Annotated in this window: 20 protein-coding genes; 10 read left to right on the top strand and 10 right to left on the bottom strand. The window is 56.7% G+C overall.

Annotated features, from left to right (window positions below; all coding sequences use genetic code 11):
- The first annotated feature begins 56 nt into the window (after window positions 1-56).
- The 4 genes from A3224_RS03010 to glpQ all read left to right on the top strand — a co-directional run bounded on the left by A3224_RS03010 (window position 57) and on the right by glpQ (window position 4,148).
- On the top strand, window positions 57-680 hold the full coding sequence (locus tag A3224_RS03010; protein WP_231902444.1) for a hypothetical protein: 624 nt from the start codon (window positions 57-59) through the stop codon (window positions 678-680).
- A 12-nt stretch (window positions 681-692) separates the two neighbouring features.
- Window positions 693-1,352 (top strand): hypothetical protein, encoded by a 660-nt coding sequence (locus A3224_RS03005; protein ID WP_067151289.1) that lies wholly within the window; start codon window positions 693-695, stop codon window positions 1,350-1,352.
- 30 nt (window positions 1,353-1,382) lie between these two features.
- Window positions 1,383-2,837 carry a M48 family metalloprotease gene (locus A3224_RS03000; RefSeq protein WP_067151286.1) on the top strand — a complete coding sequence of 485 codons (1,455 nt, stop codon included), beginning with the start codon at window positions 1,383-1,385 and terminating at the stop codon, window positions 2,835-2,837.
- Window positions 2,838-3,017: 180 nt separating this feature from the next.
- On the top strand, window positions 3,018-4,148 hold the full coding sequence (gene glpQ / locus A3224_RS02995) for a glycerophosphodiester phosphodiesterase (protein WP_082817364.1): 1,131 nt from the start codon (window positions 3,018-3,020) through the stop codon (window positions 4,146-4,148).
- Window positions 4,149-4,191: 43 nt separating this feature from the next.
- Here the strand turns inward: glpQ and A3224_RS02990 are convergent, their stop codons facing one another.
- The 3 genes from A3224_RS02990 to A3224_RS02980 form a co-directional block, all read right to left on the bottom strand.
- A complete protein-coding gene (locus A3224_RS02990; protein WP_067151283.1) occupies window positions 4,192-4,971 on the bottom strand; it encodes an enoyl-CoA hydratase in 780 nt (259 codons plus the stop codon).
- A 148-nt stretch (window positions 4,972-5,119) separates the two neighbouring features.
- Window positions 5,120-6,046, bottom strand: coding sequence for a dimethylarginine dimethylaminohydrolase family protein (locus A3224_RS02985; RefSeq protein ID WP_067151280.1), 927 nt, complete (start codon window positions 6,044-6,046; stop codon window positions 5,120-5,122).
- 143 nt (window positions 6,047-6,189) lie between these two features.
- Window positions 6,190-7,437 (bottom strand): Zn-dependent hydrolase, encoded by a 1,248-nt coding sequence (locus A3224_RS02980; RefSeq protein WP_067151277.1) that lies wholly within the window; start codon window positions 7,435-7,437, stop codon window positions 6,190-6,192.
- A gap of 319 nt (window positions 7,438-7,756) precedes the next feature.
- Here A3224_RS02980 and A3224_RS02975 point away from each other — a divergent pair, with 319 nt between their 5' ends.
- Window positions 7,757-8,539 (top strand): tryptophan 2,3-dioxygenase, encoded by a 783-nt coding sequence (locus A3224_RS02975; protein ID WP_067151274.1) that lies wholly within the window; start codon window positions 7,757-7,759, stop codon window positions 8,537-8,539.
- A gap of 101 nt (window positions 8,540-8,640) precedes the next feature.
- On the opposite strand, the gene A3224_RS02970 is transcribed toward A3224_RS02975, so the two are convergent.
- Complete coding sequence (locus A3224_RS02970; protein WP_067151271.1) at window positions 8,641-9,063, bottom strand: ExbD/TolR family protein; 423 nt, start codon at window positions 9,061-9,063, stop codon at window positions 8,641-8,643.
- A 185-nt stretch (window positions 9,064-9,248) separates the two neighbouring features.
- Window positions 9,249-9,701, bottom strand: coding sequence for a methylglyoxal synthase (locus A3224_RS02965; protein WP_067151268.1), 453 nt, complete (start codon window positions 9,699-9,701; stop codon window positions 9,249-9,251).
- Between the two features lie 132 nt (window positions 9,702-9,833).
- On the opposite strand from A3224_RS02965, the gene A3224_RS02960 reads away from it, so the two are divergent.
- Window positions 9,834-10,238: a hypothetical protein gene (locus A3224_RS02960; RefSeq protein WP_067151265.1), complete on the top strand. Its 405-nt coding sequence runs from the start codon at window positions 9,834-9,836 to the stop codon at window positions 10,236-10,238.
- Between the two features lie 210 nt (window positions 10,239-10,448).
- Here the strand turns inward: A3224_RS02960 and A3224_RS02955 are convergent, their stop codons facing one another.
- Window positions 10,449-11,270 carry a hypothetical protein gene (locus A3224_RS02955; RefSeq protein ID WP_156481413.1) on the bottom strand — a complete coding sequence of 274 codons (822 nt, stop codon included), beginning with the start codon at window positions 11,268-11,270 and terminating at the stop codon, window positions 10,449-10,451.
- Between the two features lie 239 nt (window positions 11,271-11,509).
- On the opposite strand from A3224_RS02955, the gene A3224_RS02950 reads away from it, so the two are divergent.
- Entirely contained in the window at window positions 11,510-12,322 is an 813-nt protein-coding gene (locus tag A3224_RS02950; RefSeq protein WP_067151257.1) for a hypothetical protein, read from the top strand.
- A 115-nt stretch (window positions 12,323-12,437) separates the two neighbouring features.
- On the opposite strand, the gene A3224_RS02945 is transcribed toward A3224_RS02950, so the two are convergent.
- Together A3224_RS02945 and A3224_RS02940 are read right to left on the bottom strand one after the other, a co-directional pair.
- The gene (locus A3224_RS02945) at window positions 12,438-13,313 is read right to left on the bottom strand and encodes a phosphoribulokinase (protein WP_197463034.1); all 876 of its coding nucleotides are present in this window, start codon (window positions 13,311-13,313) and stop codon (window positions 12,438-12,440) included.
- Between the two features lie 312 nt (window positions 13,314-13,625).
- Window positions 13,626-14,330 carry a Crp/Fnr family transcriptional regulator gene (locus A3224_RS02940; RefSeq protein WP_067151254.1) on the bottom strand — a complete coding sequence of 235 codons (705 nt, stop codon included), beginning with the start codon at window positions 14,328-14,330 and terminating at the stop codon, window positions 13,626-13,628.
- A gap of 348 nt (window positions 14,331-14,678) precedes the next feature.
- Between A3224_RS02940 and A3224_RS02935 the strand changes: the two genes are divergently transcribed.
- The 3 genes from A3224_RS02935 to A3224_RS02925 all read left to right on the top strand — a co-directional run bounded on the left by A3224_RS02935 (window position 14,679) and on the right by A3224_RS02925 (window position 20,067).
- Window positions 14,679-15,851, top strand: a complete 1,173-nt coding sequence (locus tag A3224_RS02935) for a TonB family protein (protein WP_067151251.1) — start codon at window positions 14,679-14,681, stop codon at window positions 15,849-15,851.
- Between the two features lie 141 nt (window positions 15,852-15,992).
- Complete coding sequence (locus A3224_RS02930) at window positions 15,993-18,050, top strand: M13 family metallopeptidase (RefSeq protein WP_067151249.1); 2,058 nt, start codon at window positions 15,993-15,995, stop codon at window positions 18,048-18,050.
- 127 nt (window positions 18,051-18,177) lie between these two features.
- Window positions 18,178-20,067 (top strand): MFS transporter, encoded by a 1,890-nt coding sequence (locus A3224_RS02925; RefSeq protein WP_067151246.1) that lies wholly within the window; start codon window positions 18,178-18,180, stop codon window positions 20,065-20,067.
- Between the two features lie 83 nt (window positions 20,068-20,150).
- Here A3224_RS02925 and A3224_RS02920 read toward each other — a convergent pair whose 3' ends face one another.
- Both A3224_RS02920 and A3224_RS02915 read right to left on the bottom strand, forming a co-directional pair.
- On the bottom strand, window positions 20,151-21,557 hold the full coding sequence (locus A3224_RS02920) for a M20/M25/M40 family metallo-hydrolase (protein ID WP_067157344.1): 1,407 nt from the start codon (window positions 21,555-21,557) through the stop codon (window positions 20,151-20,153).
- A gap of 219 nt (window positions 21,558-21,776) precedes the next feature.
- Complete coding sequence (locus A3224_RS02915; RefSeq protein ID WP_067151244.1) at window positions 21,777-22,118, bottom strand: hypothetical protein; 342 nt, start codon at window positions 22,116-22,118, stop codon at window positions 21,777-21,779.

The following is a 22,118-nucleotide window of genomic DNA, read 5'->3' as shown; positions in this document are numbered from 1 at the left end:
ACGGAGAAATGGAATTTTCCAGCAACGTTTTTTCCCGGGCAGCGAGGTGTCTCCTGTTGTCGGCCGCACTGCTGACAACGGCATGCTCACACACGGTACAGGTGGATGGGGAATTTCCCCAGCCGGTAGGACGGCAACACCCTCTAACCGTGGGGATCTATCTGAGCGATGAGTTCAGCAATTTCACCCACCACGAAGACAGCGAAGACAGAGAGGAATGGAATATCAGCACCGGGCGCGCACAGAAAAACCTGTTTCAAACGGTGCTCGGTTCCATGTTTACCGAAACGATACTCCTGTCCTCCTACCCACAGAATCTGCCAGAGGACGTCGAACTGGTCATCGTACCGGAAGTGCGAGAGCTGCAATTCACCATGCCTCGGGAAACCCGTGTGAATATCTTCGAGGTGTGGATCAAATACGACATGCACGCCTATAACCCGCAAGGTGAGTCGGTGGCAAATTGGGTGATTACCGCCTACGGAAAAACACCCACCGCCTTTCTGAAGTCCCAGGAAGACGCTCTGGCCCAGGCAATTAACGTGGCGCTGCGGGACGCAGGCGCCACCCTGTTCACGGGATTTGAACAGGTACCGGAGTTACAGGCGCTGCTCGCCAACAAGCGGCGCGCCCTGTCGATGAAGCAAAACGAATCCGCCGAAGAACAGCCCGCGGATTAACAGGAGGTTGCTGTGTTCAAATCATTGTTTGTCTTCAGTCTGGCGCTGATCAGCGGCTGCACCACCGTGGTCATCGACGAATACCGCCGCAGCGACGGCGAACTGGCAGCGGGGGACACCGTCGTGATCCTCGGGCGCCGCCATTCGAGCGAATACGAAACAGAACCCGACCTCATCGACTGTGTCGGCCGGGAGCTGCACGATCCCGCACGGGGAGTGAAGGTGATACCAGAGAAACATTTTCTGGATGCCATGTACCCCTGGTTCGAACCGCGCACGGCCCCCATGCACCTGCGCTCTCTCGACCGCCTGCTGGAAATTCCCAACGTGCGTGAGCGCATGGAAGCCTACGGTGTCAAATACATTGTGTGGATAGACGGGTCCACCGAGACCACAGCCAGTGCCGGTTCCATCGGCTGTTCCATCGGCACCGGCGGCGCTGGCTGTTTCGGCTTCGGCACCTGGGACAAGGAATCCGACTACGAGGCGTCAGTGTGGGATTTCCGCGATCAGGAATTGTCCGGCAAGCTCAGTGCAGACGCGAAAGGAACGTCCTATATGCCCGCCATCGTCGTGCCGATTCCACTGATTGCACGGGTACAGAATAACGCCTGCAAAGGTATGGCGGCACAGCTGCAACAATTTCTGCTGCCCGCCAACGGCAAATCCTGACAACATGTCCTCAAAAGGGAGAGAAGCGGGATGCGTTACTTCAATAACATTCTGATCGCCATTCTGATCGCAGCCACCCCCGGCTGTGCCTTCAACCCGGCAACCAACCGCCCGGATCTGGTTTTGATGTCCGAGGAAAAGGAAATCGAAATCGGCCGCGAAATGCACAAGAAGCTGATCGCCAGCACTCCCATTTACAAGGATCCGGTGCTCACCGCCTATGTGAATCACGTGGGCCAGAAGATTGCCGCCGCCAGCGACAGGCCGGATCTCAACTATCACTTTACGATTATCGACAGCCAGGACATCAACGCCTTCGCCCTGCCCGGAGGCTATGTGTACATCAACCGCGGCCTACTCACCTACCTGCACTCCGAGGCGGAAATGGCAGCGGTGCTGGCCCATGAAATCGGTCATATCACCGCCCGCCACGCGGTGCGGCAGAAAACCGCGGCGACCGGAGCCGGAGTCGCTTCGGTACTCTCGGTACTGGTGACCGGCAGTGGCGTAGTAGGCGATGTCACTAACTTGTGGAGCACCGCCGCGGTCAAGGGCTACGGGCGCGAAATGGAACTGGAAGCGGACCGCTTCGGCGCCCAGTACATGTATAACGCCGGTTACGACCCCCAGGCGATGATCAATGTAATCGGCCTGCTCAAGGACCAGGAGACATTCGCCCGCCGCCGCGCGCGGCTGGAAGGCAAGAAGCCGCAAACCTACCACGGCGTCTTTTCCACCCACCCGCGCAACGATATCCGCCTGCAAGAGGTGGTGGAAGCGGCCGGCCAGCTGCCGGAAGACCGCAAGATCATCAAAGCGGATTACTACCGGGAAAAAACCGATGGCTTAGTGTACGGGCACAATGTCCAGCAGTCCGACAAAAATCGCTATAACCACAAACGCCTGGGATTTTCCCTGCTGTTTCCCAAAGGCTGGAAAGTGGAAAACCAGCGCTCCGCCATCGTCGGCACAGCACCGGATAACAAGGCCACCATCACCATCAGGGTGGCGCAACGGCAAAACAACCAGCCCGCGGATATGGCATTGCGCGAGACCTATGATGTCCGCGATTTGGAACAGGATGAAAAATTGCACCAATACCAATTGGTGGGCCACACCGGCAGGCTGCCCGATGCTGACAGCGATAGTCCGGACAGAGTCGCGGTGATCTACTACGGCAGCCGCCAGTACATTCTGGAGGGAAAAATCAACGACGCTTCCGCTCGCGACGCAGAAACCTTCAACGAATATGACAACCTCTTTCTCACCAGTATCCGCAGCTTCCGGCCCCTGCGCAAAAGCGATCTTATCCAGCCGGATATCAAGCGGGTTCGCTACGTGAAAGCCAATGAAAAAACCACCTTTTCTTCACTGGCAAGGCATATGGAAATCGGCGAATACGCAGAAGAGCAGCTGCGGCTGCTGAACGGCTACTACCCGCGCGGCGAGCCCAAGCCCGGCGAGTGGATCAAGATAGTGCAGTAATCTTTTGGACCTCTGATTATTTCGCCTCCCGGCGGTAAATTGATGTTGCAGCCTGATGAGGTGCGCCGGATACAGGGATGAAAAAGGTTCCATTCAGCGCCGCATCGGCCTGACTGTTACCAAAGTGTCACAAAGATTCCGTAAAAAATATCCAAATCCACCACCCCATCGGCCACTAAGATGATCCGATCCACACTGATAGCCGTTTTCTCTGCCGTTGCACTGACGGCACCCCTCCTATCCCTGGCCAGTGGCGCATTTGCCTGGAAAAGTGAACGACCGGTTGTCATCGCCCACAGGGGCGCCTCTGGATACCTGCCGGAACACACTCTGGAGTCCAAAGCCCTAGCCTATGCTATGCGCCCAGACTACATAGAACAGGACCTCACCCTCAGCAAGGATGATCACTTGATCGTGATGCACGACATTGTTCTGGACAATATCACCAACGTGGCCCAGGTATTTCCAGATCGTGCCCGCGATGACGGCCACTACTATACGATCGACTTCACACTTGCCGAACTGAAGCAGCTCAAAGTCAGTGAACCCTTTGTCACTAATGGCGGCGTGCAAACCCCTAAGTACCCGCAACGCTTCCCGCTGTGGAATTCCAGTTTCCAGCTGTCCACCCTGGACGAAGAAATCGAACTGATCCAAGGGTTAAACAAAAGCCTTGGGTACAACATCGGCATTTATCCGGAAATCAAAAAACCTTGGTTCCACCACCGAGAAGGCAAAGACATCGCCCTGCTGACGCTGATCAAATTAAAAGAGTACGGCTATGTGGACCGCAGGCAGAATATATATCTGCAGAGTTTTGACGCAGAGGAACTGCAACGTATCAAATGGGAACTGATGCCGCGCCTCGGTATGGATCTTCCCCTGGTACAACTGATTGCAGATACCGAGTGGGGAGAAAAGAAGGTAGAGACCAACGGAGAACTGGTTAACTACGATTACGATTGGATGCTGGAATCCGCCGGGTTGCAGAAGATTGCCGGCTACGCCGACGGAATAGGCCCCTGGAACATGATGCTGATACGCCTGGAGGGAGGGCTGCCAGTATCCACTGGGCTGGCACAAAGAGCCCGGCAACAGAATCTAGTGATACACCCCTACACTTTCCGTGCCGATGTTCAGCAGCTGCCGGGAAAATTCTCCCGTTTTGACAATCTGCTGCAACTCTTTATCCGCCGTCTGGGTGTCGATGGCGTCTTTACCGATCATCCCGACAAGGCAATACGCGTTATCGACAAAATCTACCCTGCCCGGCCCGCCCCAGAAGCACACTACAGCTCCCGAGTGAATTAATCAGAGGTTCCTTAAGCAGAAAGCCCCGCGAAGGGGCTTTTTGTTACTCGAAGCGGGAAAAGTCCGCCGGCCGCTTTTCCATAAAGGCCGTGGCGGCTTCCTTGAACTCCTCTGAGGACAGGCGCTGCTGGAAGTACTGGGCCTCCTCTTTGATCACCTCCATGCCCACTTGACGTGTTCCCTTGCGCAGCAGCTGTTTGGCCAGGCGCACCGCTTCCGGCGCCTTTGCCGCCAACTCGGAGGCAACAGCCCGGGCCCGCGCCAGGGTTTGATCCGCCGGTACCGCAGCGTTACAAATGCCAATTTCCACTGCTTCATCCGCATCAAACTTTTTGCCCAACAGCAGCAGTTCCGCCGCCTTGACATGCCCCGCTATACGCGGGAGGAAAAAGCTTGAGGCATACTCCGGCACCAACCCCAAATTCACAAATGGCATCTGGAACAGAGCGTCGCTGCCGGCAAAGGCCATATCACAGTGCAGCAGCATGGTGGTGCCTATCCCGACCGCGGGGCCGTTGACCGCAGCAACCACGGGCTTGGGGAAGTTGTACAGGGCCAGCATAAACTGGAAAACCGGCGAATCCGCACTGGACGCTGAACCGCCGAGAAAATCCAGCAGGTCATTGCCACTGGTAAAGGCCCCTCCCGCACCGGAGATAATTGCGACGCGAATCTCGGCACTTTCCGCGGCCTCATTGAGTAATTCGGCCATGGCCGTATACATGGCCATGGTGAGGGCATTCTTGCGCTCGGGGCGATTAATCGTGATTTCCAGCACACGGTCGGTGACCTTAGCCTGGATTTCCGCGCAGGAACTTTGCATGGGCTTCTCCGCTTGTCAGTGTTGCACGCACCCCTCCCGTCAGTGGAACAACTGTAAGAGAGAGTCCTGTGCGCTTGGAAGTTTTCCAGGCTAATGGTAACCACCAGTGCGCCGCGGGCGAGTTCCGAATCGACCAGTTTGGTTGACGTCAGGCGCCCGATTTGGCCACCGAATCCCGACGCAGAGGTTGACACATACAGTGCACGCCGCCACCGCCGGGGGTAATCATGGAAATATCGGGGTCAATCACCTCCAGCCCGTGTGCGCGGCACCGCTCTGCCAGTGCCTTGTTGGCTTTTGGCAGCATAACGCGATCGTTGCCGAGCGCGACGACATTGACGCCAAGTTCCAGTATCTGTGGGAAGGAGATGTCGATAATCTCGATGTTGCGGCTCTTGAACCACTGCACCAGCTCCGGCTCTACCGCATCCACGCAGACCGCCGCCAGCTTTTCCGCCAGCATGGCCACCATCACGTCGATATGTAGAAAGAAAGGATCGAAGGGATAGCCTTTGACCTCCCAGCCTTCCTTCTCAATCCAGCCCTTCATTTGCTCGAAGCCCGCCTTGCTGGTGCGCTCCCCGGAGTAACCGCATAAGATGACGCCGGGTTCCAGTACCATAAAGTCGCCGCCTTCCAGCGAACCGGCGGTAATGCAGTCATAAATCGGAATCCCCAACTCGGCGTATTTCTTCACGATGGGCACCCATTCACCGCGGCGCCAGGGGCTGTACATCTGGGTGACAATCGGTCCCCAGGGCGTCATTACCGAAGAGTCGCGACCGTAGATCTGGTAGGGCAGGCTGCTGTCCGCGGGGATCAAGTGCACATTCACACCGGCATGGCGGTAAGCATCCAGCATTTCCACATGCTGGGCCGCGGCCACCTTATGGTCGAACTCGAACCCCAGACGCTCCGCGCGGCGCGCACTGGCATTGCCGGTGCGCCAGCTGAAATTGTCCACTGGGCCGATCAGCACGTCGCGCAGCAGTCCGTACTCGGAGTCCATCCCCCAGTTTTCCAGAGGTGCGGTGCCGCCTTCGTCTTTACGTCGCTTCAGAGTGAATTCAGTCATGGCTTATTGTTCCGGATGTTGTAAACAAGCGTTACCCCTTCTCGGGGAGCCTTCAATGGTTGCGCACTGGGCATCTACCCGAGTACCCCTAAAAGCGAGACAGTACGCTCAAGCGGATCAGAGGCTCGGGTGGGGAAACCGTTTTACGCTATTCCCGCCCTGTCCAGCATCGCGTGCATTAGCACGTTGCAGCCGGCTTCCAAATGCGCCGGCTCCGCGAATTCGGCTTCGTTGTGGGACAAGCCGCCAGCGCAAGGCACAAAGATCATCGACACCGGCGCGACGCGGGAGACATACACGGAGTCGTGACCGGCGCCAGAGACCATCTTTCTGTGACTGTAGCCGAGCCTTTCCACCGCCGCGCTGACCGCCGCAACACAGGACTCATCAAACTGCACCGGCGGCGAGTGCCACTCCTCGCGCACATCGATAGTAACGCCGGCAGCCTCCTCTACCTGCTCCGCCAGCCGGTAGAGGGTGCGGTGCAGGTGCTCGAGTCCATCGGGTTTGGGGTGGCGCAAGTCCAGAGCCAAAACCACCTTCTCCGGCACCGTGTTGCGGCTGCCGGGCTCAGCGCGCAGGTCGCCGCAGGTCATGCGGGCGTCGTCGGAATAGGCTTTGACTTCGCTGTAGAGGCGTTCGCACAGAATGGCCAGTGCCTGTACCGGATCGCGCCGGTCGGCCATGGGTGTGGGGCCTGCGTGGCAAGGCTTGCCGCGGAAAGTAACGTCGTACCAGCGAATACCCTGGACGCCGGTGACCACACCGATCGTCTCATTCTGCTTTTCCAGAATAGGGCCCTGCTCAATATGGGCCTCAAAGGCCGCGGTCACGGGGCCCGGCTCCGGCGCCAGCTCGCCCAGGTAACCGATGCGCGCCAGCTCTTCGCCGATGGTCTTGCCGCTCTTGTCGGCGCGGCTGTGAGCGTATTCCAGCGTGAACTCTCCGGCCCAGACTCCCGAGCCGATCATCGCCGGGGAAAAACGTGCCCCTTCCTCGTTGGTCCACACCACCAATTCCAGCGGGGCCCTGGTTTTTATGCCCTTGTCTTCTAAGGTCCGCAGTACCTCCAAACCGGCGAGGACCCCGTAAACACCGTCGAACTTTCCGCCGGTGGGCTGGGTATCGAGATGAGACCCTGTGATCACCGGTGCTATTCCGGCTTCGGTACCCGCGCGACGGGCGAAAATATTGCCCATGCGGTCTACGCGAATCTCACAGCCGATTTCGCGGCACCACCGCACAAACAGGTCCCGGCCCTGCTTATCTTCATCAGTTAGTGCCTGGCGATTGCACCCTCCTGCGGGCGTGGCACCGATGCTGGCCATTGCCATCAGACTGTCCCAGAGACGAGCGCCGTCAATGCGCAGCGCCTGTATCGATCTTTCCATTAGAGGGTTTCCCAACCTTATCCGGTTCTTTTCATCCGAAATAAAAAAGCGCAGAGGCGCTCCACGCCAAACCATAGGCACGAAAGGCGGCACAGGTACTGCGAAACTTGTCGGTGACCGGAACAAAGCAAACCCTCTCGCGCCCGGACAGAACGCTTGCAAATTCTCAGTTACGCGATAAGTTCACACTCTGATGCGAAGAGCCCCTTATAATGGCCCTAATACTAATAACATTTATGCAATTTTAATTTTGATCCGCGCCATATAAAGAAAACAATATTTCGCGCCTGGTCAAAGACCAATCAAGAATCGATCCCCTATGACCATTACTTATAGCTCTTACCTGAAAGTAGACGAGTTGTTGCAGTGCCAGATCCCACTGTCGGATGGGCCTGAACACGACGAGATGCTGTTTATCATTATTCACCAGAGCTACGAACTGTGGTTCAAGCAGCTGTTGCATGAACTGGACTATCTGGTGGTGCTGTTCGATGAGGGCGAACGCAATCGCGCCTTGCACACACTGAAACGGGTGGGCGCGATATACCGCACCTTGATTCAGCAGGTGGATATCCTGGAGACCCTGACACCACTGGAGTTCATGTCCTTTCGAGACCGGCTTTCCACCGCCAGCGGCTTCCAGTCCTTCCAGTTCCGCGAGCTGGAGTTTCTATACGGCGCCAAGGACCCCAAAAAACTGGACAACTACGAGGCTGGCTCGGAACACTACCTGCGCCTACAAAAACGCTTGCAAGCCCCCACGCTCTGGGACGCCTTTCTGAACTTCCTGACCAAAGAAGGGCACCCGGTTCCGGAAAGTGAGCTGAAGCGCGACTTCAGCAAGATAGCCGAACCCTCACCCGCGGTGCAGAAGATACTAATTGATATTTACCGCAATGATCCTTTGATCAGCGAGATTTGCGAGGCCTTGGTGGATATTGACACATTACTGCAACAGTGGCGGTACCGGCACGTAAAGATGGTGGAGCGGACGATTGGCAGCAAGGTGGGCACAGGCGGCTCCAACGGCGCCGCTTATCTGCGAACGACCCTGTTTAAGCCGGTGTTTCCCGACCTTTGGGCAATCCGCTCGGAGTTTTGACCCGGCTTCCACAGCCGACTGCGAGGGGGGGGGAGTGAGACCTCCCCCAGCGCAAATACAAAAAAAGCCGGCACCAGCCGGCTTTTTCTATGCGGGGGCACTTAGTCCTCGTATGGGACCAGGGACACCTGTATATTGGAGTTCACTTCCTTGGCCGCATCCGCAATCTGCACATAGGTATCGGCACTCGACTTGTTGTGCGCGCGCACAATCACGATAGCCTGCGGGTTCTCGGCAAACAGCTGCGCGATACGAGCGCGCACGGCACGGCTATCGATGCGGCTGGTTCCCATCCAAATCTCGTCGTTGGCGTTGACCGTGAGCAGGATATTCTGCTTATCGGGATCCGGCGGGTTCTGCTGGGTTTGCTCCGGATCGGGCACGTTGACGTCCAGCGCTTTCTCTTTGACAAAAGACGCCGTTACGATAAAGAAGATCAGCATGATAAACACAACGTCCAGCATGGGCGTCAGGTCGATATCCGCTTTTTCCTCTTCTACGGCCTTACCGCGTCGTCTACTCATAAAACACCGTATAGTTATTTATTGCGAATGGCGCCGGATTGACCGGTCTGATCAGGGGGGCAAGATTGCCGCGAAATTGCCAGCATTGCAAGTGGAACCTGGCACCGAACAAAAAAGCCAGCAATATCAATAAGTTAAGAGTACCGCCCACAAGCTAAAGGTCATTATTTGAACACCAGGTTCGACTACCTGCCTGCAAGATAGCCCTGATAATCGGGCACTTCGCGCTCAAACTCACGCTCCATCAGCACCGATTGCACCATCATATCCGCACTGGCGCCATTACAGGCCACCGGGATATTCCATACCGCGGCAATACGCAACAATGCCTTGACGTCCGGGTCATGGGGCATAGGCTCAAAGGGGTCCCAAAAGAAGATCAGCAGATCTACCTCTCCCTGACAGATCCGGGCGCCCAGCTGCTGATCCCCACCCATGGGGCCACTGAGCAGCTTCTCCACTTGCAGGCCGGTAGCCGCTTCGATCTTACTGCCGGTGGTACCTGTTCCAACCAGACGGTGCCGCTGCAACAACTCTCGGTGACGGCTGCACCACTCAATCAGAGCCCCCTTGCGATTGTCGTGTGCGACCAGCGCCACGCGCTTGGTCGCCGGTATTGGCTGGGAAATGAATTCCATCCTATCCTCGGTACTGTGTCTTTCTTCTATATAAGTAGGGCAGCTATTTTACCCGTTGCCGGGCCCTATGGCTCCACCCGCATTCAATCCCTATAATCCGCGGCCATTCCACTGAGCAGAGAGAAGCATGTCATGAGTGTCGGTGCCTGGGAACCCGAAAGTGCAGCCAATGCCTGCAGCGATAAAACGCAATTCGACCGCAACCAGCTGCAACGCTTTATCGCTGCCGCGCAGTCATCCGCTCCCTTGATGGAATCTCTGGCAGAAGCGGATCAACGGGATTCCCGGTTGATACGTCTTCCCGCACAAAGCTGGCTTGAAGAAAGTGCGCACTGGAGCGACGAGCAACTGTGGCAGCTCATCCGATTTTTCACCTTGGCAGAAATGCAACTGCCGGGCTGGGATGCCGGTGCGGAATCAGCAGTGATTCCGCTTGCCAAGGCGCTGCGCCAGCGCAACACACCTCTCAGTCGCGAACAGTTGCTGTGGATTCGGCAAAATTCCAATAACCGCTATTTGCCCTATGGGCCACTATAAAGAAGCCCGGTTAAATTCGCCTGGGTACCACCGTTGTGGTGGAGGCAGCCAGGTAATAGATGATCTTTTCCCACCCGTAGCGCCGGCCATTTTTCTCCGGTTTTCAATGCCGCCATCAAACCACATGAGCTATGCATCCGAGAGAAGAAAATCGCCCCCCAGTAGCCAATCAATTAGAGGTGACACCAACCCCTTACCGCCACTGACAAATTACTCTTCCAGGCGGAACAATTGACTGCGTAAGAGGTCCGCACTGCCGGGCGTTCGGTAGTTGTGCGGCAGGTGCCGCCAGACGACAACCCCCTCACTGTCCAACAGCCATTGACAGGGGCGGGCCGCGGCAGTCGTTCTGGAACAGGGCAGCAGCGGTGCGCCGCCCGCAACGACAAAGGGTAAATTCGCGCAAGCACCGCTCTCAAGCTGCAGTATTTCCGCTGCTAGCTGCCCGCTTCCGCCCCAGTCGGAAGCAGGAGAAGTACTAAAGAGCACGAGACCCACACTCCGCTTTTGCAAATGCGGCGATAGCTCGCGTAACTCGGCAATCAATGCACGACTGTCCGCACAACATCTTCCCCGTAAAAAAATCAACAGCAAACCACAGAAGTTATTCCGGCGCGCATATTCTTCCGCATGCCAAATTTTGCAACTGGTGACAACCAATTCCGGAAAGCGGGAGTCAACGGCGGGCATATCCGGGTGACGCACTGCGCTGAGGTGAAACAGGTAAACAAGAAAGATAAACAGGTTACAGATAGCTAGATAAACCGGTTGCCCCCTGTCTGTATCAGTGAGCAGAACAACTGCCAGCCCTGCCAAAACTGCCGCAAATGCGGCCGACTCTCGCTGGTCTCCCCGATATTTCTCCGGCCATATAGAGCGCAGCAACATCCAAAGAGGCAACGCCCAGGCATTCAACAGCAACCCCAGCCAGGCAATCGCACCGGAGCCAAAATAGCGATAAATTGCCCAAAATCCGCAGATCCAGAGCCAGACAAATGCCAATGTGGTTAAAAAAACCTTAAATTTACGCATCAAAGAGTAAAAATGCCGCGAAAACACTTGCATTCAAGTATATAAATAAGCTGCAATTAGCGCGATGAAATCAAGGGGCTTCTCTATCAATTCTTTTCTGCCGGAAATGCCCTCCCGGCTCCGCCCGATCCGGCGGACCGGAAGCGTTTGAAAGCGGTAGAGAATAATTGATAGAGGCGCCCCTTCATCTGCAACAATACTGAACTCATCCACAACAATATTGAATACAGGGATATTTTATGGCTGCAAAAAGAAAGTCTTCGCCCGCTGTAGTAAGCCCCGTCGCCAAACTGGAGGCGGAACTGAACGCATTGAAATCCAAACTGGAACAGGCTCGCGCCAAACAAGAGAAAGATGCGGAGAAAGCCGCTGACAAGCTGGCCAAGGACGCCGCCAAGGCTGCCGCCAAAGCCAAAACCGCCGCGGCTAAGGTTAAAACCGTACGCGCCAAGAAGAGCACCCCCGCACAGCAGCGTCAGCTGAAAGCCGCTCAGACTGCGGCCGCCGCGGCCAAACAGGCAGCGGATAACGCCAAGGCCGCCGCCCGTGAAGCCAAAGCCCAACTGGCTAACATCAAAGCGGAAAACAAGCTCGCCGCCAAGATCGCCAAGGCTGTTGCCAAGGAAGAAGCGGCTATCGCCAAGAAGCTGGCTGCCGCCGAGAAGAAGAAAGCTGCCGCCGCAGCCAAGAAGGCCGCCGCTGCCGCCAAGAAGAAAGCCGCTGCAGAGAAGAAGAAAGCTGCCGCCGCAAAACGGAAAGCTACCACAGCGAAAAGAGGGCCCGGTCGCCCGAAAAAAGCTGCGGCCACTACAACTACCACAGCCAAAAGAGGCCCCGGTCGCCCGAAAAAAGCCGCAACTGCTGCCACTACCACAGCGAAAAGAGGTCCCGGCCGTCCGAAAAAAGCCGAAACCGCCACTACTGCGGCGAAAAAAGGCCCCGGTCGCCCGAAAAAAGCCGCTACCACCACCACCGCGGCGAAGAAAGGCCCCGGCCGCCCGAAGAAAGCTCCCGCCAAGCGCGGTCCGGGCCGTCCTCCGAAGGCCAAGTAACCACAACGCAGCGGTCTCAGGCTCCACAAATGCAAAACCCGGCTTCAGCCGGGTTTTCTTTTATGGGCACGAAAAATACGCACCATGTCCGCACGCGGGTGCTGGCCCGGCGACATCAAGAGTTTAGGCGCATCCCGCAAATCCGGTGATCGCGTCCCAGCTCAAACACACAATCGGCGCGTGCAGGCATTTCCGCAAGGAGATTACGGGTAATACGCTCATAGTGCTGCACAAAGCGTACAAGCGCTCTATCATCCATACCGCCACCAGTTCGCTCCCGCAGCTTCCGTTCCTGCAAACGTCGCCACTCCAACACGGATTCCATATCAGGGACCTTCAACATTAGCAACAGATCCAGGCGTTCAAAGAGCTCGCGATAGGACCCCGCCAGTTGCCGGTTGATGTAGTTCCGCCAGCTTCCATCCGGATCTTCATTTTTCTCCAAGGAATTGATAGGCACATCTGCATTCCGCCAAGGCTTGGCGCCGACACACCAGCCTTCGAGCAGCAGAATATCCACAGTGCCACGATGGTGCGGCCATTCAGAACAGGGGGCGCGGTCGTCCGTGGACTTGTCGAACAGAGGAAGCGCGATATCACTGCCGGCATCCGCGGCGAGCAGTGCGTCAATCGTTTTCAATCCCAACTGCACATCATGAGTACCCGGAACACCGCGGGTTTTGAGTAGTGGATGTATTTGCCGCGCAAGCTGTTCGCGCTCCGCCTTGGTAAGATAGAGGTCGTCGAGAGAGAAGCCAACACTGCGCAATCCCATCCGCAGCCAGACCGAACGGAGAAACTCCGTCAAAGTGGACTTCCCAGACCCCTGGCCACCACAAATACCCACCACCAATGCACAGTCCGGCTGCCGCTTTTTCTCCAACCACACGGCCAGCGGCAGATAGTAGTTATCAATTAACTCATGAAATGTTTCCGGCAGCTGGCGTTCGCGTATAAACGAATCAAACTCAGAGCTCAGTTCTGTGCGCAATTCCGCTGCTCTCTGCGTTATTGATTTAGGCCAGCTCACGACAACCTCCAGTCTTGATTGATGTTCCATATTCCGGCGGTCTGCCAGACAGTGCCGGATGAGCACTGGTTGGGGCGCCTCTGCTAGTTGCTTTCCTGACGCAAAGCGATTCCGCCCTGAAATCAGCAACTCAGATGATAGAACGGACACTGCCAGAGCGCCTCAATGCAACGAGATAGCGCTCACACAAATTAACCAGAGGTTCCTTATAGCGCGCTTGCGGCAGTCGTAAGGACAATGAATAAGAAGGATCTACCCACAGGCGCAGACAGATCAAGACAGCATTGATTCGAGAAAGTCATTTACTTCCGGGTCATCGTCCACCAGTTGGCCACTGCCAAATTCGGCATTCCAGTCCAGCAGGATGCGTGCCAAAGCGCGAGCCTGATCCGCCAGGGCTGAAAGCTCTTCGCGGCTGTTTTTGGGTCCAGTGTAAAGTTTCAGCTTGCGATGACTATCCGCCAATTGGTGGCCGGGATACTTGGAGCGGTATACCTCCAATTTCCAGCGCAACGAGTGCACCATATTTCGATAGAAAACCAGCTTTGTGGGCAGATGCAATAAAGAGAAATCGTCTAAATCCGCAAACAGCGTACAGTCTACTCCCAACACCTGTGTATCGCGGCTCGTTGGCGCAGCCACAATGGTGGCACTGCGGGGCTCTGCGAGCAGCATCGAGAGATCCCCGAACAGCTCCCCCGGACGAATAATTGCAAGCGGTCGCTCACTTACAAGCCGCTCCCGCTCACCCTCAACGTGCACCTGCAATTCGCCCCGTAACAGGAAATAAACCCACTGATCCACATCTCCAGCGTTCAACAGCGGTTCTCCCGGCTGTAAACCCACCAGGCGCGAACGCTTCAGCAACACGTCATATTGCCACTCACTGCTCGCACGAATGTCACGAAACAAATGAATGACGTTTAATAGGCGATCCACAGCATCGCGTGGACAGTCAGTGAGAAGCTTTATATCCATCCGCTATTTGACAATTAGTGATAATTTTCCGTTCCGGCCCCAACCAATACCGAAACAATTTTCATTAGACGCCATTTAAACAACGCCAAACCGCCGCATTCTATCGGCAGAGTGATCACTGTCTTCTTTACAAGCGTCCGAAATTGAAAAAACGAGACATTCTACCTATTTCAGGGTTGAACTACATTGCAATTGCAGTAGAGTTAGACACGGTTCAGATTAAATTGTCCCATAGTGCCAAAACGGCGCACTTTTTAATCTGGCTGCGCACTTTCGGGGGAGATGTGCGCAATCCACTCACCTGCCGGATACTTCCCGTCCGGAAATGAGAACTGACACCAAGGAACAATGAAACCGATAAAGCTCATCATAGCCCTTATGGTGTTTGCGGTGGCCTTAACGGCCAAAGCCGCACCGTTACTAAACGGACTCGCCCTGGAGCAACAATTCAACAAGGACCGCTATATCGCCGCAGTCTATTCCGAAACGCTTGCCGACAGTGCCAGCGCACTGCTCGACAACAATACACCGCGCCGCCTGGAGGTGCGGATCGTCGCCGACAGCCTGTCCGCGCGCCGCTTCCGCAACCAGTGGATGGAAGGGATCGCCATCAATAACTCCAGCAATGTGCTCAGTAGCCAGGCAGAAAACATGGTGACCTTCGCCAAGCTCTTTTCTGGCCGCTACCAGAAGGGAGACCGCCTGACCATCGACTTCGAAGCGGGCACTGGCACCACCAAGGTGGCCTTAAACGGCATTGCCCTGGGTGAAATCGCGGATCGCGACTTCTTCAATACCCTGTTGCGCGCCTGGATAGGCCCGGTACCCCCTTCCACAGACTTCCGGGATGGCCTTCTGGCCGCGGGGGATGTCCCGCCCTCACTTCTGGGGAACTTTGAACTGCTGGAACCGAGCAGCGAACGAATCGCCCAGCTGACGGCCCTGCTGAGTGAAGAAGAGGAAGAGGCCAGCACTGAGGAAACAGCGGTGGCCGCCGCACAGCCCGCGCCCAAAGCCAAGCCCAACCTGGCATCTGATATACCGCCGCCCAGCCTAGCCGCTGCCAGCGCCCAACCCCAAACACCCGTGAAGGAGGCCGCACCCAAGCCCGCAGCCAACACGCCGAAACCCCAGCCGGCCAAAGTCGCGGCCACCAAGCCCACTCCGCCGCCGGTACAGGAATTGGAGGAGGAAGAAGACGAGGCGCCGCTGACAGCAGACCTGATCCTGGCCCGGCAGCTCTATCACTCCATGTTGCTGCGCCACACATTCAAGTACATCACCTATCCAAAGCGCGCCCAGGAGCGCGGCCAGGAAGGCAGTGTGCGTCTGAACGTGACCATTGATCCCCAGGGGCGGGTGAAAGACGTGCAACCCCTGCAGGAATCCCGCTATGCCAGTCTCAACCGCGAGGCCCGGGAGGCGGTAAAACGCGCCAGCCCCTTCCCCGCGGCACCACCGCAACTGGCCCGGGACAACTACCAGTTCACTGTGCCCATCACTTTCCGCCTGCCGAACTGATCGGCAGCCGCACAAAGCCCCGCAATCGCGGGGCTTTTCATTTCCTCTCTTGTCAGACACACCTGAGCGCAGTCGGCTTGCCCTTAGCAGTGCGCGCGGCTTAGTATCGTGGCGTAATTATCAGCCCAACAAAGGCCCAAGATGAAAAAATTGCTCTTATCCCTCGCTGTCGCCGGCATAGTGGCCGGCTGCTCCCAGTCCGAAGCCCCCAAAACCGAGAAAAGCACTGACGACACCACCGCGGTACAGCAGGTTGAGCTCGGCTCAGGCATTGATCTGACCGCGATGAACACAGAGGTCCGTCCCCAGGACGACTTCTTCAACTACGTAAACGGTGCCTGGATGGCCAGGACCGAAATTCCCGCTGACAAATCCAGCTGGGGCACTTTCTACGAGCTGCGCGATAAAAGCACCGAACAAGTGAAAGCGCTGATCATGGAAGCCAGCGAGAGAGCCGAGGGCGAAGACGCGGAAAAAATCGGCGCTCTTTACAACAGTTTTATGGATGAAAAACGCATCGAATCCCGCGGGTTGGCCGCCCTCACTGGCGAGCTGCAGAAAGTAGATGCCATCAAAAACCGCGACGACCTGACCCGCTATTTCGCCTATGCCGATGCCATCGGCTTCGACGCGCCCTTTGGCGTCTTCATCAACCAAGATGTGAAGGACGTAGAGAACTACGCGGTTTACCTCTGGCAATCCGGTCTCGGCCTGCCGGACCGAGACTATTACTTCGATGACTCCGATAAAGGCCGACAACTGCAAGCCGCCTACATCGACTTCTTGACTAAGCTGCAACAGCTGGCGGGAATGGAAGATGCGACAAAAGGCGCGGAGACCATCTACGCACTGGAAAAACGCCTCGCCGAGCACCAATGGACTCGAGTAGAAAACCGCGACGACGAAAAAACCTATAACAAAAAGTCCCTGAAAGAACTGGCAACGCTGCTACCGGCAATCAACTGGGGCATCTATTTGCCGGAAGCTCGCTTGCAGAAAGCGGAATACGTTATCGTCGGCCAGCCGGATTACCTTAAAACCGTCAACGAGATTATCACCGACACGGATCTGGATACCTGGAAGCGCTACCTGAAGGTGAAGCTGCTCACCTCCATGGCGCCCTATATGCACAGCGAATTGGCGCAATTGCACTTCGACTTCTACAGCACAAAAGTGCGGGGTATAGAAGAAATGGAGCCCCGCTGGAAGCGCGCGGTGCAATTCGTCAATGGCGCCGCCGGTGAGCTGGTGGGCAAACGTTATGTGGAAAAATACTTCCCGCCCCAGGCCAAAGCCCGCATGGTGGAACTGGTCAACAACCTCAAGGCAGCCTATAAGGACTCCATCGAATCTCTGGACTGGATGGGAGAGGAAACCAAAAAACGCGCGCTGGAAAAACTGGCCAACTTCACCACTAAAATCGGCTATCCGGACCAGTGGCGCGATTACAGTGCGCTGCAAGTGAGCAACGATTTGGTGGGCAACGTATTGGCGGCACGCCGTTTTGATTCCGAGTACGACCGCGCCAAGCTGGGCCAGCCGGTGGATCGCAGTGAGTGGCACATGTACCCGCAGACAGTGAACGCTTACTACAACCCACCGATGAATGAGATCGTCTTCCCTGCAGCGATACTACAACCGCCGTTCTTCAATATGGCAGCGGATGATGCCGTGAACTACGGAGCCATCGGAGGCGTGATCGGTCACGAAATTGGCCACGGCTTCGACGACCAAGGCAGCAAGTACGATGGCCAAGGCTACCTAAACAACTGGTGGACCGACTCCGACCGCGCCAACTTTGAGAAACTCACTGCCAAACTGGTCGACCAGTACAATGCGTTCGAGCCACTGGAGGGTGAGCATGTGAACGGCGCGCTGACTCTGGGAGAAAATATCGGTGACCTTTCTGGTCTCGGCATCGCCTACAAGGCCTACAAAATGTCCCTGAAGGGCGAAGAGGCACCAGTGATCGATGGCTTCACCGGTGACCAGCGCCTGTTTATGGGCTGGGCGCAAGTATGGCGCACGAAAATGCGTGACGAGGCCCTGAGCGAGCGTCTGAAAACCGATCCGCACTCTCCGGCACAATACCGGGTGCAAGGTGTACTGCCGAATATCGACGCCTTCTACAAAGCCTTTGATGTCAAGGAAGGTGACGGCATGTACCTGCCGAAAGAAGAGCGTGTGGTCATCTGGTAAGGCAGAGCACTGTCAGTATTACCCACGCGGGTGACAGCCCGCTCCAAAGCCCCGCATCGCGGGGCTTTTTTATGACAGCCACATTTCGCTTACCATAAAGTAAAAACACCAATAGGGGATCAGGCCCATGGCCCATAAAAATCAGTTCCAATTACTGGCCAGCCGCCGTTTTCTACCATTCTTCCTGACCCAATTCCTCGGCGCCTTCAACGATAATGTTTTCAAAAGTGCACTGATGGTAATGATCGCCTTCCGCCTCGCCGCGGATCAGGCCAATGCACTTAACAATCTGGCCGCCGGCCTGTTCATCCTGCCCTTTTTCCTGTTTTCCGCCACTGCCGGTCAGCTGGCGGACAAGTACGACAAAAGCCTGCTGATCCGACGCATCAAACTGGCGGAAATCGGTATCAGCCTGGTTGGCGTAGTGGCACTTGTCAGCGGCAGCAATTCCCTGAGTCTGCTGGTACTTTTTCTCCTCGGCCTCCAATCCGCGTTTTTCGGCCCAATCAAGTACGCAATACTGCCCCAGCACCTGCGCAAGTCGGAGCTGGTAGGCGGTAACGCTCTAGTGGAAATGGGGACCTTTGTCGCCATCCTCGGCGGTACCATTGTGGGCACGATTCTTTCCGGAGCCAGTAATGGGGGAAACGAGTGGGGTAGCAGCTGGATCGGAGGCTTGATCATCGCCATCGCCCTGGCGGGTTACCTGGTGTGCCGCGCGATTCCCAAAGCCGCCCCGCCCGTACCGGAACTACAGATCGATCTCAACCCGATTCGTCAGACCGCCCGCATGCTGCGCGAAGCAGCCAAAACACCGGCGATCTTTTACTCCATCATCGGTATTTCCTGGTTCTGGCTTCTGGGAGCCGCCTACCTGACCCAGATCCCCAGCTTCGGCAAGAACGTCTTGGGTGGAAACGAACCCCTGGTGGCTCTGCTCCTGTGCAGCTTTACCGTCGGCGTGGCGATCGGCTCTCTGGCCTGTGAGCGTCTATCCGGCGGCCGCATAGAACTCGGCCTGGTACCACTGGGAGCTGCGGGCCTCACCTATGGCGGCATCGCTTTGTCTGTGATCGGTGGCAATCTGACACCGCTGACGGAAGTCTCCCTGGCCGCTTTCTGGAACAGCCCTGGCGCTCAGTCTTTCCTGCTGCATTTGGCGCTGATCGGCATCTTCGGCGGTCTCTACATAGTGCCCCTCTACGCCATGATTCAGGACCGCACCGACAAAGCCCTGCGCGCCCGGGTAATTGCGGTTACCAATATCATGAACGCTCTGTTTATGGTGATTTCGGCAATACTGGGCCTGATATTTCTCACCCTGCTCGACTTCACCATCCCGCAGTTCTTTATGGTCATCGCCCTGATGAATGCCGCGGTGGCCGTGTTCGTATTCAACCGGGTACCAGAATTCGCAATGCGCCTGCTGATCTGGCTGCTGTCCCACACCATGTACCGGGTCAAACACCAAGGACTTGAACAAATCCCCGAAGAAGGCCCGGCCATCATCGTGTGCAACCACGTCAGCTATGTAGATGCCCTACTCCTGGCGGGCGCTGTGCGCCGTCCCATCCGCTTTATCATGTACAAGCCCATTTACGAAATCCCGGTGCTGCACTTTATCTTCAAGACCGGCCGCGCCATCCCCATCTGCTCGAAACAAAAAGACCCAGAGGGCTACGAAAAGGCGTTCGTAGAAATAGAACAAGGGCTTAAAAACGGCGATCTGCTGTGCATCTTCCCCGAGGGGCAGCTGACCAAAGATGGCGAACTCGGCCCCTTCAAGGCCGGTATCGAAAAGATACTCCGCCGCACTCCTGTCCCAGTCATCCCCATGGCCCTGCGCGGCCTCTGGGGCAGCTTCTTCAGCCACAAAGACGGCCACGCCTTCACCACCTTGCCCAGGCGTTTCTGGTCAAAAGTGAGTGTGGTCGCCGGCAAGCCGCTAGACGCGGCCGCAGCCAGGGCGGAAACGCTGCGGGAGCAGGTATTGGGATTGCGGGGAGAGCAGCGCTAAAAAGCGCCTGAACAGTTCACTTCCCGGTGGTAAGGCTAATTCGAGGCCCCTCACCGCCGGGAAGCGAATGAATAAAGGTGACTTCAGTGTTCCGTCGGCACTCGACCTAAATCTCCCTCCATTTCCGCCACCAGAAAAGACATCACCACCCAGGCAGCCACATTTTGTTTCAGGTTCTCCGGGTCCACCTTGTCTAAGGTGTCGTTGGGCGTGTGGTGGAAGTCGAAATAATCAGTGCCGTCCTGGTAGAGGCCGAATGCGGGCACACCCTGGGCGACAAAGACACTGCCATCGGGACCGCCGTGACTGTTGTTGTTGCCGCGCTCAATCCCCAGCGGCGCCAACAGCTGCATCATCTGATCGGCGATATCAAACTTATTTTCCGGTAGGCGGGTATCAAATCGCCACACCTTGCCGGCGCCGAAATCGGATTCGGACACGGCAATAATATTGTCGAGTTCACTGCGGTGGGCTTCCACATACTGCTTGGCCCCCACTAGGCCGATTTCCTCTGCACCGAACAGCACCACGCGCAGGGTGCGACGCGGACGGCTCGGCAGCTCGGCGATCAGACGCGCGGTTTCCAGCACAATAGCCACGCCGGCACCGTCGTCCAGTGCGCCCGTTCCCTCATCCCAGGAATCCAGGTGTGCGCCGATGATCATCACCTCTTCCGGCTTTTCCCGCCCAGTGATTTCACCGATCACATTGAAAGAGGGGCCATCGGCGAGCAGCTCGTTATCCACGTCCAGTTTTACCTCTACCGGTTTGCCGCGCTTGAGCATGGCTTCCAGTAAGTTGGCATCCGGCGCGGACAAAGCCAGGGCTGGCACAGGATTTTCAACCCCTTCGATAGACATCATCCCGGTGTGGGCGAAGCGATCGGAATCTGTGCCCACGGAGCGCAACAGCAGCGCCACCGCACCTTTTTCCGCCGCGATGCGCATACCTTTGCTGCGCCCCTGCACGGCGGGCCCATAGCCCTCACCGGTGCGTGCGCGCTCCATGCGCCTATTGATAAAAACGATCTTGCCTTTGACTTTTTTGGCCGACGCTTTGGTGAGCGCCTCCACATCGGCAAATTCGACAATTTCCGCCGTCAGTCCGCCCTCGGGCGTGGGCACGCTGTAGCCGAGGGAGGAGACCACCAGCGGCTGCGGGAAGGGCGCAACCACTTCCGCATGTGCGTGGCCCCGATGCCAGCGCTTCACATCGATCTGCTCGGTATAGACGCGGTCAAATCCCAGCGTTTTCATTTTCTGCAGTGCCCAGGCCACAGCTCGGCGGTCCCCCTCGGTGCCGGCCCGGCGCGGTCCCACTTCTACCGTCAAAGACTCAACAAGACTGTAGGCGTCGGAAGACTCAAGCGCGCGGTCGCGCAGCACTTCCGCGACGGAAATATCCTCCTGGGACAAAGGCTTGGCCTGGGCGGAAACAACGGCCAGGGCCGCGAGCAATCCGCCGGTAAGAGTCAGCAATGGTCTCAACATGGTTTTATCCTGTGGCAAAACACTGGGGGAAGCGCCGGTTGATCCGGCCAAGCCTGCGATAGTTTCAGGGGCCTCTGGCAATGCAATGGATTGTGCGAAAACGCGCGCTACATTCCCGCATCCGGCGGTTTCAAAACCCGCCCATTACCTGAGCTCTCCCCCGCTTGCGAAATACCCACAAGGCCAGGGCGCGAATAAACCAACGCTTCCGTAGTTTTATTAATCAGATTCTTTTTCGGCTGCCAACAGCTTACGCCGCACTTCACGCAACTGCTCCAGTCCCGCCCGGGTAAACAGATAGGGCGAGCCGCCGGTGTATTCGGCCTCTTCGATCTTCAGACATTCGAGGCGCAGCTGCTCCAGATCGGGATCGTGGCGCATGGGGTAACCGGTGAGCACCCGCCATTCGTTGTCATCCGCCTGGCCGGTGATCACGTCCTCCAGTCCCTTGAGAAAATCCTTGCGCTCCATACGGAAACGCGGCGTACGCATGTGCATGAGCGCCCAGATTATCAGGGCGAAGATGCAAATGGAAAGCAGCAGGGTAAGTAGGATCGTCAT

The sequence above is a fragment of the Microbulbifer thermotolerans genome (assembly GCF_001617625.1).
Classification (GTDB): Bacteria; Pseudomonadota; Gammaproteobacteria; order Pseudomonadales; family Cellvibrionaceae; genus Microbulbifer; species Microbulbifer thermotolerans.
This window is presented reverse-complemented; position numbering and strand designations above follow the sequence as displayed.